The sequence below is a fragment of the Lancefieldella sp. Marseille-Q7238 genome, from assembly GCF_949152215.1.
Lineage (GTDB): Bacteria > Actinomycetota > Coriobacteriia > Coriobacteriales > Atopobiaceae > Lancefieldella.
This window is the reverse complement of record NZ_OX424407.1, coordinates 1,417,127-1,431,179: the sequence shown is the minus strand read 5'-3', so window position 1 is coordinate 1,431,179 and position 14,053 is coordinate 1,417,127. Positions and strand designations below refer to the sequence as shown.

The 14,053-nt window shown below is 52.7% G+C and carries 16 protein-coding genes; 4 read left to right on the top strand and 12 right to left on the bottom strand.

Going from position 1 to position 14,053, the window contains the following annotated elements; translation table 11 throughout:
* Positions 1 to 3 precede the first annotated feature (3 nt).
* The 9 genes from QM016_RS06525 to QM016_RS06485 all read right to left on the bottom strand — a co-directional run bounded on the left by QM016_RS06525 (position 4) and on the right by QM016_RS06485 (position 7,156).
* Positions 4 to 447: a DUF3290 family protein gene (locus QM016_RS06525; RefSeq protein WP_282711277.1), complete on the bottom strand. Its 444-nt coding sequence runs from the start codon at positions 445 to 447 to the stop codon at positions 4 to 6.
* 147 nt (positions 448 to 594) lie between these two features.
* A complete protein-coding gene (nagA, locus tag QM016_RS06520; protein ID WP_282711276.1) occupies positions 595 to 1,767 on the bottom strand; it encodes an N-acetylglucosamine-6-phosphate deacetylase in 1,173 nt (390 codons plus the stop codon).
* A 31-nt stretch (positions 1,768 to 1,798) separates the two neighbouring features.
* Positions 1,799 to 2,971 carry an SIS domain-containing protein gene (locus tag QM016_RS06515; protein ID WP_016477315.1) on the bottom strand — a complete coding sequence of 391 codons (1,173 nt, stop codon included), beginning with the start codon at positions 2,969 to 2,971 and terminating at the stop codon, positions 1,799 to 1,801.
* A 15-nt stretch (positions 2,972 to 2,986) separates the two neighbouring features.
* A complete protein-coding gene (locus tag QM016_RS06510) occupies positions 2,987 to 3,715 on the bottom strand; it encodes a GntR family transcriptional regulator (protein ID WP_016477316.1) in 729 nt (242 codons plus the stop codon).
* A 100-nt stretch (positions 3,716 to 3,815) separates the two neighbouring features.
* Positions 3,816 to 4,889, bottom strand: a complete 1,074-nt coding sequence (locus tag QM016_RS06505; protein ID WP_016477317.1) for a PTS system mannose/fructose/sorbose family transporter subunit IID — start codon at positions 4,887 to 4,889, stop codon at positions 3,816 to 3,818.
* Positions 4,879 to 5,682 carry a PTS sugar transporter subunit IIC gene (locus QM016_RS06500; protein ID WP_016477318.1) on the bottom strand — a complete coding sequence of 268 codons (804 nt, stop codon included), beginning with the start codon at positions 5,680 to 5,682 and terminating at the stop codon, positions 4,879 to 4,881. Before QM016_RS06500 ends, QM016_RS06505 begins: the two co-directional genes overlap by 11 nt.
* Before the next feature lie 78 nt (positions 5,683 to 5,760).
* On the bottom strand, positions 5,761 to 6,243 hold the full coding sequence (gene agaV / locus QM016_RS06495) for a PTS N-acetylgalactosamine transporter subunit IIB (RefSeq protein ID WP_016477319.1): 483 nt from the start codon (positions 6,241 to 6,243) through the stop codon (positions 5,761 to 5,763).
* Between the two features lie 97 nt (positions 6,244 to 6,340).
* Positions 6,341 to 6,622 (bottom strand): preprotein translocase subunit YajC, encoded by a 282-nt coding sequence (gene yajC, locus QM016_RS06490; protein WP_016477320.1) that lies wholly within the window; start codon positions 6,620 to 6,622, stop codon positions 6,341 to 6,343.
* 9 nt (positions 6,623 to 6,631) lie between these two features.
* Positions 6,632 to 7,156 carry a PTS sugar transporter subunit IIA gene (locus tag QM016_RS06485; RefSeq protein WP_282711271.1) on the bottom strand — a complete coding sequence of 175 codons (525 nt, stop codon included), beginning with the start codon at positions 7,154 to 7,156 and terminating at the stop codon, positions 6,632 to 6,634.
* Positions 7,157 to 7,505: 349 nt separating this feature from the next.
* Here QM016_RS06485 and QM016_RS06480 point away from each other — a divergent pair, with 349 nt between their 5' ends.
* Positions 7,506 to 8,441: a 1-phosphofructokinase family hexose kinase gene (locus QM016_RS06480; protein WP_016477322.1), complete on the top strand. Its 936-nt coding sequence runs from the start codon at positions 7,506 to 7,508 to the stop codon at positions 8,439 to 8,441.
* Between the two features lie 69 nt (positions 8,442 to 8,510).
* Complete coding sequence (locus QM016_RS06475) at positions 8,511 to 9,362, top strand: class II fructose-bisphosphate aldolase (protein ID WP_016477323.1); 852 nt, start codon at positions 8,511 to 8,513, stop codon at positions 9,360 to 9,362.
* 96 nt (positions 9,363 to 9,458) lie between these two features.
* Here QM016_RS06475 and QM016_RS06470 read toward each other — a convergent pair whose 3' ends face one another.
* Positions 9,459 to 10,526 carry a branched-chain amino acid aminotransferase gene (locus tag QM016_RS06470; RefSeq protein WP_016477324.1) on the bottom strand — a complete coding sequence of 356 codons (1,068 nt, stop codon included), beginning with the start codon at positions 10,524 to 10,526 and terminating at the stop codon, positions 9,459 to 9,461.
* A 254-nt stretch (positions 10,527 to 10,780) separates the two neighbouring features.
* On the opposite strand from QM016_RS06470, the gene QM016_RS06465 reads away from it, so the two are divergent.
* The gene (locus QM016_RS06465; RefSeq protein ID WP_016477325.1) at positions 10,781 to 11,140 is read left to right on the top strand and encodes a DUF488 domain-containing protein; all 360 of its coding nucleotides are present in this window, start codon (positions 10,781 to 10,783) and stop codon (positions 11,138 to 11,140) included.
* A 15-nt stretch (positions 11,141 to 11,155) separates the two neighbouring features.
* Here the strand turns inward: QM016_RS06465 and murI are convergent, their stop codons facing one another.
* The gene (gene murI, locus QM016_RS06460) at positions 11,156 to 12,001 is read right to left on the bottom strand and encodes a glutamate racemase (protein ID WP_282711265.1); all 846 of its coding nucleotides are present in this window, start codon (positions 11,999 to 12,001) and stop codon (positions 11,156 to 11,158) included.
* 200 nt (positions 12,002 to 12,201) lie between these two features.
* Here murI and QM016_RS06455 point away from each other — a divergent pair, with 200 nt between their 5' ends.
* A complete protein-coding gene (locus tag QM016_RS06455; RefSeq protein ID WP_016477327.1) occupies positions 12,202 to 12,630 on the top strand; it encodes a peptidylprolyl isomerase in 429 nt (142 codons plus the stop codon).
* A 142-nt stretch (positions 12,631 to 12,772) separates the two neighbouring features.
* Here the strand turns inward: QM016_RS06455 and QM016_RS06450 are convergent, their stop codons facing one another.
* Positions 12,773 to 14,053: an O-acetylhomoserine aminocarboxypropyltransferase/cysteine synthase family protein gene (locus QM016_RS06450; RefSeq protein WP_016477335.1), complete on the bottom strand. Its 1,281-nt coding sequence runs from the start codon at positions 14,051 to 14,053 to the stop codon at positions 12,773 to 12,775.

The following is a 14,053-nucleotide window of genomic DNA, read 5'->3' as shown; positions in this document are numbered from 1 at the left end:
CAACTACTCCTCAACGTGGCGAATATCGGTGCCTACTAAATCAACGCGTTCAAGCACATAGCCCCTCTCGCCATTCTTCAAGATGCGATAATATTTGCCGTCTACCTCTATATATGACTGATCACCCTTCTCATCAAGGGCCACATAGACCTTGCCGGTATCAACGTTCATAGTACGGGCGATACTCTCCTGCGACGATACAACCGCTGAATAGTGTTTGTTCACCCGATCGACTTCCATAACGCGATCGAGTTGCAGTAGACCCAGAAAAATCAGCGAAAAGAGGGCGATAAGGGCGAGCTCTCGATACTTTGAATTTTGACGGTCCCGAAAATAATGTACGAGCGCAAACACCAGCAGAAGCGCAACAAGCGCAAAAAGAATCGCCTGAGTCCAATCAAGCGTACTTGCTCGATGAACCAGATAATCATGGGAGTAGAACTCCATATTCCCCGCTTTCTTACAACGCTCTCCTCAGCACAAGAATTCAACATGATGATAGGTTGTCGGAAAGTCGGAAAGCCGGAACGCAAAAAGGCGAGTGGCTATACGACCACCATCAACAACAATAACAACACGACAGACAATTAAACGCTAAAACGCTACCCGATAAACGCTCTTGCCTCCCAGGAAAGTTTCCTCAAGGGTGAGATCCTTACCTAAAATAATAAAGTCCGCATCATATCCCGGACGGATATATCCGCAAACGTCATCAATACCACAAGAGCAAGCGGGCTGTTCGGAAGCCATGCGAATGGCTTCTTCCGCCGTTACGATGCCCCAGTCATATACATTTTTAAGCCCTTGGAAAAGCCGGAGAATAGAGCCGGCAAGACTATGCGAGGCGTCTGTCAGACGAGCCGTGCCATCTTTTACGATAACAGGAAAATCACCCAAGGTATAATCGCCGTCAGGCATGCCTCCCGCACGCATACAGTCGGTAATGAGCACAGTGTGATCAGCGCCCTTGGCATTGATCAAAGCTCGAACCGCCACAGGAGTGACATGATGACCATCGCATATGACCTCAGCATACGTATCGTGCGTCGTCATAGCGGCACCGACCATGCCGGGTTCGCGATGGTGCAGGCCTCTCATGCCGTTATAAGTATGAACGAAAATGTCAGCACCCGCGTTCACACAAGCAAGCGCCTGATCATAGGTCGCGTCAGAATGGCCCAGCGCCACATGAATACCGCGGTCAGCCATCTCTTCACAGAACTCCGGCGCGCCCTCACGCTCGGGAGCAATAGCAATCTTTGAAATCCACCCGCGAGCACGCTCTTGCCATTCATCAAAAATATCGGCATCGGGATCAAGGAAATACGCGGGGTTTTGAGCGCCCTTGTACTTCTCGGTAAAAAACGGCCCCTCCAAAAAGATACCTTGGATGCGAGCGGCGTCAATGCCATTGGCGTCGATACCGTCTACAGCATCGGCAACGGATTCGCAAGCGTTTCCGGTCTGCTCGATGGACGCGGTAAGCGTCGTAGGCAGCCATGAAGTAACGCCGTTGGAAAGCAGTCCCTTGGCAATCTCAATAACGCCATCAGGATCACAATCCATCACGTCGTGGTCAAGGTAGCCGTGAATATGCGTGTCAACCAGTCCGGGAGCCACCCAGCTGCCGGTGTAGTCCAAAATTTCGCAGCCGGGTTCCTCGACAGTAAATTGGCCAAAAACGCCATCTTCAACCATAAGATATCCGGGACCGATCGGAGCGCCGGGAAGGAAAAACATATCCGCCTTAAGAGCATACGTACTCATAATCGTCTCCTTTGGACGTTCAGAGGTAGGCTTACACCTCAAACGGATGAATCGTAACCCCTTTGACCACACGGTTCACAGTGCCGGACGGCGAAGGGGTATCAGGAGTATTCCCTACACGAACGGAATTCAACAGGGCAATCGTCTGGGCGACAAGGACAAACGGCAACGCCAGATAGGCCGCGGGCAGACCCTCTGCTCCCATCGGAAGCGTGAAGGACGCGCCAGTAAACGAGCCTGCCCCCTCTTGCTGAATGCCCACGGTAAGCGCGGCAATCCCATCGCCGGAGATCTCATTCAAAATGTCAACGTCATACTGACGCGTATAGGGATCGTTTGCCACAAAAACAAACACGAGCGTTCGGGCGTCTACAAAGGACTTCGGCCCGTGACGGTATCCCATCGAAGAATCAAATGATGTGGCGTCTTTTCCCGCGGCCAGCTCCAGCACCTTGAGCTGCGCTTCGCGTGCAAGACCCATGAAGGGGCCGGACCCCAGATATGTAATACGGTCAAAATCCGTCTTGAGCCAGGCGGCTATCTCATCTTCGCGCGCGATGACGTTACGTCCAAGCGCCGACGCATCAGCCACCCACACCGCCTTCCTCGCAACGTCTGATTGGTCGAATATAAGCGTAGCGAGAAGCGCCATGCAGCTGAAAGATCCTGTCATGGCAAAGCCCTGATCGTTTGCATCCGGAATCAAAAGCGTCAGCGCGTTGGAGTCTCTCTCAGCCTCAACGGCGAGCTTACCCTCAGGCGCGCACGTGATGTTAATGAGTAGCAGCTTCTTTACGAGAGTTTTTGCTATGTTCACAGCCGCAAGGCTCTCTGGGCTGTTGCCGGAACGAGCAAACGACACCAGCACCGTAGGGTCGTCCGCGTCAAGCGAACCGTACGGATCAGAAACGATATCGGTCGTTGCTACCGATGCAAACTCAAACGCGTCAGTATCGCCAAAGCGCCGCAGGTACGGCGTAATGGTATCGCCAACATACTGAGATGTGCCGGCGCCCGTAAAGACAACTCGGGTACGGCGCGCGCCTCCGAGGTCACGGGCAGACGCGAGAAACTCATCGATTTTCTCGCGATTGTTCAAGTAGATATCAAGCGTGCCTTCCCAGAGGTCAGGCTGCTGCTTAATCTCGCTCGTGGTAATTTCCGCACCAAGAGCCTCAAGCTCGGCGGTTGTTGTGTCAAACATCAATATCCCCTTTGTTTAACTGCGGACATGCACCACTTTGTAGTGGAACTGGTCTGCCCGCGCCACGGAGAGCGTAAACTCAACGATTGTATTGTGGTCATTATAGGTAGTGCGCTCCAAGTTAAGCACCGGCGCGCCCTCAGGTATATCCAGCTGCTCCGCATCGCTCTGTTTTGCGATAGAGGCCTTAAACTCCTCCTCCGCATAGCGGATAGCAACGTCATATTCGGTTTCCATAATGTGATAGAGCGAGTTATGCTCCAGATTTTTTCTCGTAAGCGATAAGAACTGCGAAACGGGAACGTAGGTAGTCTCAAGCATCATAGGCACATCATCAGCCAAACGAAGGCGTTTAATGCGGTAGGCCTTATCGCCAAGAGACAAACGCATATGCTGCGCGAGATACTTGTTCGCCTCAACAATCTCAAATTCCAAAATAACCGTTTTCGGGACACGTCCAAGCTCGCGCTGCTGGTCCGTGAAACTGTAGCCGGCGGCAAGGTCAGTCACGCGGCCGGACTGATCCGCCACAAAGGTACCGCGACCGTGCTGCCGATAAATAAGACCAATGCGCTCAAGCTCTCGCAGGGCTAAGCGCACGGTAGTACGGGAAAGGCCATAACGCTCGGAGAGATCGCGCTCTGAGGGAATCATATCATCGGGACCAAGATCATTTTCGATATGTTCGCGCAGCGTGTTAGCCAGCTGGCTGTAAAGGGGTTGTTTTCCTGTAAGTAGGGTCATGAAATCCTTCAATCAGCAACATATGTCCGTAGCTCATACCTCATAGCGGCCACCAAACGGCTGCCCGAGCGCTTCGGACAGCCGTTTGATTGACTTTAGTTTAACCCCAAATGTAGGGCCAGATACCAAAGCCTGAACCGAGAAGAGCGATAACCAAAAGCAGTACAATGCACTTGATGGGAGTCCAGTTTCGCTTAGCCATCAGGAAGTACAGAAGCATGGTCAGCGCCAGCGGAATAAGCTTCGGGCAAACGCCGTCAAGAATCTTCTGCAGATCAATGGTAACGGGACTGGTAACATCTTGAGCAACGGTCACAACATTGGCGCCGTTGCCAATCGGATTGATGCCGGTCATACCATCGTTACCGTCAGCCGTCTTGCCGCCGATGAAGGTCACCTTTGTCGGGTCTTCCTTATACGCCGCATACGAACCCTCGGCAAAAATCTGCTCATCGTACTTACCTGTTGCCAGCTGTTCGTCGGTAAGCGTCGCCTGAGACAGCGCGGTGCTGTGCGTCTCACCGTTAGGAATCTTGTAGCCGAGCTTAGTGCCGCCGTAGCAGACAACCAGGCAGCCGACAACAAAGACGCCCAGGATAGACGCGGCGCGGGTAAACTCTTTGGCGTTCTCCGTCAAGAGCGTGATGGCGTCGGTGCCCATCTTATACGACAGGTTCATCAGCCAGTAGCGAATAGCAAACTGCGCAAGATTGAAGATGATAAGGAACAGGAAGGGCGCGAACACATTGCCGGTAATGGCCATGTTTGAAGTGATGCCAGCTGTAATGGGCACAAGCGTAAACCAGAACAGAGCGTCACCGATGCCGCCGAGCGGTCCCATGGCAGAAACGCGGACGGCGCGGATGGTGGGAATGTCCACCTTGTTCTGCTCAAGGGAGAGCACGATGCCCATGACAAACGTCACGAGGAAGGGGTGGGTGTTGAAGAACTCAAGGTTGTGGCTCATAGACGCGGCCAGGTCGTCCTTGTTGTCTCCGTGGATCTTCTCGAGGCCCGGAAGAATACCGTACAGCCAGCCGGCAGCCTGCATTCTCTCGTAGTTAAATGATGCCTGGAGGAAAAGAGAGCGCCACACCATCTTGTTGAGGGTCTTTTGATCAAGCTGATCAGCAGGCGCGGTATTTTGATAGGTATCAGGAATATTAAATGCCATCTTCAACGTCACCTCCCATAACAGCAGGAGCTGCATGCTTTACCTTGGTCTGAACCTGATAATCCCAGAACGCGATGCCAAAGCCGATAAGGGCCAGCAGCAAGAGCGCGGGACCGGAAAGCTCGGGAATGCTGACGAATACGATTGCGGCCGCAAATCCCATAAGGAAGAATCCCCACAGCTCGCGAGAGGCCATAACTTTCAAAAGGATGGCAAAGCCGACAAAGCGCATCATACCGCCGGCAACGGAGAGTCCGTTCATAAGCCACTTTGGAATGGCTTCGGTCAACTGCTTGCCAAAGGCCGCTCCGCCGAGGAAGAACAGCGTCACGATAACGCCGAAGAAAAGGCCGAGAGCTGCCATGGCGCCGTAGTTGATGCGGGTGATGCCTTTGGGATCCGCTTCCGCCGCGTAACCGTCAGCCTTTGCCATGACAGGAGACATCACGGTAAAGATAATGGTGACGGCATACTGGCCAAGAAGCGAAAACGGGATAGCCGCAGCGACAGCAGCCATCGGTTCAAGCTTGGTGGTAATGGCAAAGACAGCCGCCATGATACCGCCGATAACGGGGTTGGGCGGCTGAGCGCCACCGACAGGCATGTTACCGATGGTCATGAGCTGGTAGGTACCGCCAACGATAAGACCGGTCTGAACATCGCCGAGAATCAATCCAACCAGAAAGCCGGTAACGATTGGCTGGTAAAGAGACTCGAGGAAGCTGAACTGATCAATGCCGGCGATAAATGCGACAATGAAGATAAGAAGCACCTGAAGCGGGCTTACATCCATCTTAACTCCTCCTTTCAAACCTGCTGACAATGCCGGAGACAACGGCCGGCAAACATGTTTGAGCGTTACAACCAAAACTTACTCAAACAGCTTGTTGATATCCTCGACCGGAGTCGTAGGAACACGCCTGATCTCTAGCGTCACCCCCAAATCCTGAAGCTCGCGGAAAGCGGCGACATCACGGTCGTCTACCGCCACTGATGTGGCGACCTGCCGCTTGCCTTCGGCCATATGCATGTTGCCGATATTGACTTTCTGTATGGGAACACCGCCCTTGACCAGGGTAAGGATGTCCTCGGGATTTTCGGCGATCAAGAAGATATGCTGGGACGCGGACGCCTTATGGATGATGTCAATGGTCTTCTGCAGGGTGAAATAGCGGGTAGCGACTCCTGAGGGAGCGGCCATGTCCATAAGACCCTGACGCATCTTATTGCCTGCAACCTCATCATTTGCCACCAGAATGAGATTGGTGCCCAACGAGCCGTTCCACTGCGTAGCCACCTGGCCATGAATCAAACGGTTGTCGATTCGTGCGAGTTTAATGTCTGGCTCACCCATTTTTCTTCCTTTCGTTTCTTTGCGCTTGTCGCCGTGATTGGCACGGTTTTCTCGCAAACTACTACAGATATTGTTGCCGCCTTTTTCCTTTATGCGACTATGCGACGACGCGAGCTATGGCGTAACGCGCGACTTCCGCCGTACCGCTTTTAAGCTCAAGATCAACGGTTTCTTTGCCTACGCGAACAACGTTGCCATAGATGCCATCGGCAAGCACCACGCGCTGGCCGACAGCGAGATTCTTCTGAATATCTTCAGCCCCGCCCACTTTTTTCTTATTGGCTCGAACGGCAAAAAGGTATGCCATAAGACCGATAATCATTAAAAAGACGAGAAGAACAATGGATGACGCCAGGATGTATTCTGCCAAATGTTCCATATCAGACTCCTAAATTCCCTCGCCGTCAAAAGGATCTTCATCACAGGAGTGAGCATCAAAGAGATTTTTCGCCGACGCGCCCTCAGCCGCGCCATCAGCCGCGCTCTCAGCCTCAGCCGCGCCCTCATCTTTGGTTTCAATCTTCAACGTTTTATGCGCGACGCCCGCGGCTCCCGACTCCACCGCGGTCTGCACAAGATCTCGAAGCGTTGTCGTATCCAGACGCAGCGACAATGTCTCAAGCAGCATAGGGAGATTAGCGCCTGTAACTACCTCAACATTTGCGTCATTTTGAGAAATAATCATCGCCTGATTAAAAGGTGTGCCGCCGAGAAGATCGCAGAACACGAGAACGCCATCGGTATGATCAAGCAAATCCGAGATAACAGAAGCAAGCGTCTCAGGATATGATGCGGCGCCGGCTTCGATAAAGGGAACAGGAACAAAGTATTTTTGCTCTCCGGCAATCATAGAAAGGGCATCTGCAAGGCCGTTTGCAAAGGTGCCGTGTCCGGTAAGAACGCAACCAATCATTGGTTTCTCCCTTTCATGCCCAGCCGCGCGCTAAAACGCCTGACTCATCGCTTGAAATCGATAGTTCGGCTCTCACGCTCAACTGGTTGATACCACCTATCCACTTATGCAGTATATCCCTCTTTACCTTCACGGTCTGGGTACGTTAACACTCTTTACGCTTGGCGATAAAACTCGACCGTTTACCGATACTATGCCTATAAAATACCTGCTAACAGAGATGCTTAAACCATTATTTTCTCTCGACATTTTCAGCAACCGGTAGCACAATCTATGGAGACCTCAACTACCCTGTCAGCTCTACTGGTATTACAGAAGGCTCATACCGGTAGTACAGAAAGGATCAAACGTGATTCTGACCGTTACGGCAAACGCCTCTATCGACAAAGCCTATCGTCTTGCAGGTCCCTTGACAGACGGCACCGTTCACCGCGTTGTCACCTGCGATGACAGTGCGGGCGGTAAGGGGCTGAACGCGTCTCGCGCAATCGTTACCTGCGGAGAAGACCTTCTCGCCACCGGATTTGTCGGCGGAAATAACGGCAGGTATCTCTGCGAGCTCGCCGCAAAAGACGGTCTCCGCGAGGATTTTGTACGCGTATCCCAAGAAACGCGCTGCTGCGTCAATGTACTTGAGGCAAACAGGCGCTCAACGGAGTTTTTAGAGCCGGGACGTCCTGTAACGGATGCAGATGTTGAGGCGCTGCATCAAAAAATCCGCGCGCACACCCCTCAGGCAGACGTCGTTACTATCAACGGAAGCGTTCCCGCGGGCATGACCCCCGACGCATACGCTGACCTCATAGAGCTGGTGCAGTCGTACGGAACGCCCTGCATTCTTGACACCTCTGGAGAACTTCTTAAGCGCGGAGTGAGCGCTCGCCCCGCTATGATCAAGCCCAATGCGGACGAAATCGGGCAGCTGCTGGGACGCACGATTACAGACGACACAGACGTACTCAGCGCAGCGCTTGAGTTGCATGAAGCGGGCATAGAAAACGTAGTAGTTTCGCTTGGTGCAAAAGGGGCGTGCATGGCGTGCTCCGAGGGCGTCTTCCGCGGGTATGCTCCAAAAATCGATGCTTTGAACCCTGTCGGAGCAGGAGATACGCTGGTCGGCGCCTTTGCAGTAGGACTTTCTCGAGGATATGACGCGCCGGAGCGGCTTCGCTTCGCTCTGTCATGTGCAAGCGCCAGCTGCCTTATGGAGGGCACCGGCCGTTTTAATCCTGAAATCGCTTCAAAACTCGCAGCACAAACAGAGGTCAAACGTATTACTCTATAGCTGGTTATACACTCATCCCGCAAAAGGGAAAGGGTACTTACTCGCCTCGCAAGAGGGAAAGGAGACACTATGTTTGTTTCTACTAAACAGATGCTGTTGGACGCACAAGCAGGACACTATGCCGTCGGCGCCTTCAACATCGAAAACCTTGAGTTTGTGATGGCCGTCATTAAAGCGGCCGAAGAGCGCCGCTCCCCTGTCATTTTGCAGACTACGCCAGGCACCGTAAAGTATGCCAATCTTGGTCTGTTTACCGCGATGGTTCGCGAAGCCGCTGAGCAAGCCACAGTGCCTGTAGCTTTGCACCTCGATCATGGCGATGGCTTTGACCGCTGCATTCAAGCGGCGCGCGCGGGCTACACTTCCGTCATGATTGACGGCTCTCATGTGCCTTTTGAGGACAATATCGCTCTTACCGCATCTGTCACTCAGTTCGCCGGTCCTATCGATCTTCCCGTTGAGGCTGAGCTTGGTAAGGTTGGCGGCAAAGAGGATGACGGCCCTGCGGTTGAGGGTGAAAACCCCTATACCGACCCTGATGAAGCGGTCGAATTTGTCGAGCGCACCCGGTGCACCTCGCTGGCTGTCGGCGTCGGCACGGCGCACGGCGTCTATAAAGGCATTCCCCATATCGAGCAGGGCGTCCTGAAGGAGATTCGTTCGCGTTTGGACATTCCTTTGGTACTGCACGGCACCTCCGGCGTTCCCGACGACCAAGTTGCCGAAGCAATCCAAAACGGCATCTGCAAGGTCAACTACGCCACCGAACTCCGCCAGGCGTTTACCGGCGCCTTCATGCACTACATGGCCGAGCATCCCGACAACTTTGATCCAAAGAAGCCGTCCATCCCCGGCATGCAGGCCATTACCGATGTTGTCGCCAGCCACATGGACAACCTTGGTTCTTCTCGCAAAGCCTAGGCGGCGAGAAGAACCTGGCTTCCGGTTACCTGGCTCTTTTCGATTTACCCACGTTTTGGGTCTCAGCAAATCTGAGAGTCCGGCCTTAGTCCGGCTTTAGCAAATCTTAAAGAGCCAACCTTCGGGAGCCTCAATCTCGCCGGATTGGATGGCTGTGAGCGTGCTGCGGAGGTTGGTCATCACAGGGCCAACCTCGCTCATGCCAGAACCAAAGATAATTTCTTTCTCGCCATCGACAACCTTGCCGACAGGTGAAATAACAGCAGCCGTGCCGCACATGCCGCACTCAACAAACCGGTCGATTTCGTCAAAGCGCACCGGCCGCTCTTCAACTTCCATGTGCAGATACTCCTTGGCAACATGGACCAGCGAGCGGCGCGTAATAGACGGCAGAATCGAATCAGTAAAGGACTGAGGAACTACAAGCGTGCCGGCCTCATCCACAAACAGGAAGTTTGCGCCGGACGACTCTTCAACGTAGGTGCGCGACTGCGAATCCAAATACATGCTGTCCGCGAAACCCGCTTGATGCGCCTCGGTTGTCGGCAAAAGCGACATGGCATAGTTCAAGCCGGCTTTGATGTTGCCTGTGCCATGGGGAGCGGCGCGGTCATAGTGGGAAACGGTCAGCGCGACGGGCTTCACACCGCTGGAATAATAAGCGCCCACGGGAGTAACCATAATGCGGAACTCATAGGTAGACGAAGGCTGAACGCCAATAGTATCGCCTGTGCCGACCATAAACGGGCGAACATAGAGCGTAGATCCGGTTCCAAACGGCGGAACCCATGCGGCGTTTGCCATCACGACCTGCTTAACGGCATCGAGGAATCGCTCCTCAGGAAAAGCCGGCATGACAATGCGCTTTGCCGACGTAGCCATACGAGCGGCGTTGAGGTCGGGCCGAAAGCACACGATGTCGCCATCTTTAGTGGTATACGCCTTCAGGCCTTCAAAAACCTCTTGGCAATAGTGAAGGATATTGGCGCACTCGGAAAGCCGCAGCGTGTGGTCACGCGTCAGACCACCCTTGTCCCATGCGCCGTCAGCATAGTGCGACACATAGCTGTAGTCAGTCTTGCGATACTTAAACCCAATGTTTGACCAGTCAAGATCAACCTTATCAACCGTATTGGTAAACTGGTCGTTATCAAAGTCCGTCATGCTGTCCCTTCCTCATGAAACCATCCACTGAAACCACCCGCGCCAAGCCGGAGCCAGAATGCCTTTAGCTCAATGCCGGTCTGTGTACCGCTTCCTATACAAACATGATTTGATTGCGCATGTGGCGAGAAGCGCATCTGTTAACGTGATATTTATTTTTGTCTCCATCTTTTCGTCATATGAAACGATGGATATACGCCAAACGATGGGTATAAGCCATTTGACACCTATCGATTTTGTCAAAAGAAGGCAGCATGGATATTCAAATTAAGCGGACGTATGAGGCTCCTGAAGCAACGGATGGCTACCGCGTATTGGTGGATCGTCTCTGGCCGCGCGGCATCAAGAAAGAAAACCTTTATATGGACCTGTGGGCAAAGACGATTGCCCCCTCAACCGAATGCCGCAAGGCGTTCAATCATGATCCGGCGCGTTTTGATTCTTTTGTCAAGCAGTACACCGATGAGCTTGACAACAATCCCGATGCGGCGACGTTTATAGAAAACCTCAAGAAAACGGGGGCTTCTCGCGTAACGCTTCTCTATTCCGACAAGGATACGCGCTACAACAACGCCGTTGTGCTCAAGAGCTGGCTCACAAAGAATCTGGATTAGCTGGTTTCGACCTGACTAGCAAGTTTCAATCGGTGTCGAGAAGAGCCTCTGGTAGAGCTTGAGCTCCTCTGCACCGGGAATGCTGGAGCGAAACTCAACATGAGTCGAGGCATTGTCGGCGATGGGATGGACTGCGCTGGCATTGCCGACAGAATCGGCTACAGCGCTTGCGGCGACGGGCGCTCTGGCAAGCAGACCACCACGTTTCAGCAGACGGTGCAGCTGATGCGCGGCTCCGGCGCCTCCGTCATAAAAGTCGACATCGCCGAGGACGACTCGAATCTGCCGCGTGATGAAGGGGTAATGTGTGCAGCCAAGCACCACCGCGTCAGTTGACCCTGCATATCGGCCAATTAGGTTCTCAAGCAAGTCGTACATCTCGGGAGAGTCGGCCTTATCGGCTTCAATAAGCTCCACGATGCCCGCGCCTGCAATAGGAATGACTTCGGAAGTTGCTCCCCATGTGACTTCGAGCGTGTGAAACTTTGGGAGCGACAGGGTTCCCGCCGTCGCCATCACAATAATCCGACCGTGCGGATGCGCAAGCGCCGCTGGTTTGAGCGCAGGTTCAACACCAACGATTGGCAGTTTGGGATAGGTCTTTCGCAACGTCTGAGCCGCCGCGGCCGTCGCTGTGTTGCAGGCGATAACTAGAGCCTTTGCGCCTTCCTGAATGAGACCATGCGCGATCTCATGCGAGCGCTGATTGATTTGCTCGGGAGTCTTAGTGCCATAGGGAGCATGTGCGGAATCGCCGTAAAAGACGAAATTCTCATAAGGAAGCTCAGCCGTCAGATGTTTGAGGACGCTGATGCCGCCAAGGCCCGAGTCAAAAACACCAATAAAGCTGCTGCTTGTCATGCGCCCTCCTTTCTGCTGACCGTCCAAGCACACCGTTGCTATTTTACCCGTTCTTGATTATCGCGTTGCCGCGCGGATGTGATGGGTAGACTAGCAGCGTTGTGCGTTTTTGATGATTGACTGTGGGATTGACTGAGGCTTTCATCGGCCGCGCCCCAAACAAGTTCTTTCTGTCGAGGGTTCTCTCTGTAAGGAGTTTTATGAGCAACGCTGGTAAAAAGGTTAAAGTCCACTACGTTGGCACGCTGGACGATGGTACAAAGTTTGATTCTTCACGCGACCGCAACGAACCGCTCGCGTTCACCTGCATGGCCGGACAGATGATTGCGGGTTTTGATAATGCCGTCAAAGACATGAACGTAGGTGACGTTATCGACGTTCATATTCCTGCAGTCGAAGCTTACGGCGAGCGTCGTGAAGAAGCAATCCAGAGCATTCCGGTAGCACAGCTTCCCGGGTCAGAAAAGCTCGTCTCCGGCCAACAGGTAACACTTGGTACGCCCAACGGCTACCCCATCAGAGCAACGGTCGTTGAAAATGACGGAACTACTATTACCCTTGACACCAACCACCCCATGGCAGGTAAAGATTTGAACTTCAATATTGAACTTCTTGAGGTTGAAGACTAGCTAACGAGAAGCTCTTCTCATCTGAGAAGAGCTTCTTACTTAAAACAACGGTTTTAAATTTCATCAGTTATAACTTATAAAATCATGATTTATACAAAACTTTAAGATATAAGTGATAACTTACTTTCGGTAATTCTTACATTTACAGCGCTGCTAAAGCCTGTTCCACATCAGCAATCAAATCTTGAGTTCCCTCAATTCCACAGGAAATACGTACCGTATTAGGAGTAATCCCGGCGCCGATTAACTCTTCATCGGAGAGCTGACGATGCGTTGAGCTTGCCGGATGCAGTACACAGGAACGAGCGTCTGCCACATGGGTTTCTATTCTGAAAATCTTCAAATTACCCAAGAACTTCTCGGCAGCTTCACGGCCGCCCGCAATACCAACCGAAACAACACCGCATGAGCCCTGAGGCAGATATTTCTTCCCCAACTCAAAATACGGATCGGTGGGAAGACCCGGATAGCGCACCCATTCAACACGCTCGTTCGCCGCAAGAGCCTCGGCAACTGCTTGACCATTCTTGCAATGCTGCGCCATACGAACATGCAACGACTCCAAGCCCAAGTTGAGATAGAATGCGTTTTGCGGCGACTGAATTGCGCCAAGGTCGCGCATAAGCTGCACGGTTGCTTTTGTGATGTAAGCTCCACCTTGACCAAACGCCTGAGCATATACAAGCCCATGATACGAAGGATCGGGCTCCGTCAGGCCAGGGAACTTGTCCTTATGTGCCATCCAATCAAACGTTCCGCCATCAACAATGGCACCGCCAACAGCCGCTCCATGACCGTCCATATACTTTGTGGTGGAGTGAATGACAATATCGGCTCCCCACTCAATCGGACGACAATTTACAGGTGTCGCAAACGTATTATCAACAATCAGGGGTACACCGTGCGCATGTGCAGCCTTTGCCCAACGCTCAATGTCAAGTACCACCAGTGCCGGATTAGCAATAGTTTCACCAAAGACGCACTTAGTCGTGGGCCTAAATGCCGCAGCAATTTCTTCATCGGAGGCATCGGGCGAGACAAACGTGCACTCCGCACCCATCTTAGGAAGCGTTGTGGAGAGCAGGTTAAACGTACCACCATAAATAGTAGAAACAGCCACGACATGGCTTCCTGCCTCAGCGATGTTAAAGATCGAGAAGAACGCTGCAGCCATGCCGGATGCCGTAAGCATTGCAGCACTTCCACCCTCAAGCTCACAAATCTTTGCCGCAACACTATCAAGCGTTGGATTTTGCAAACGAGAATAGAAATAACCTGATGCTTTCAGGTCAAACAAATCTCCCATCTGCGAAGAGCGATCATAGGCAAAGGTAGTTGATTGAACAATGGGTACTTCTCGCGGCTCACCGTTCTTAGGTTGATAACCCCCCTGCACACAGCAAGTCTCAATATGCTCAGACAT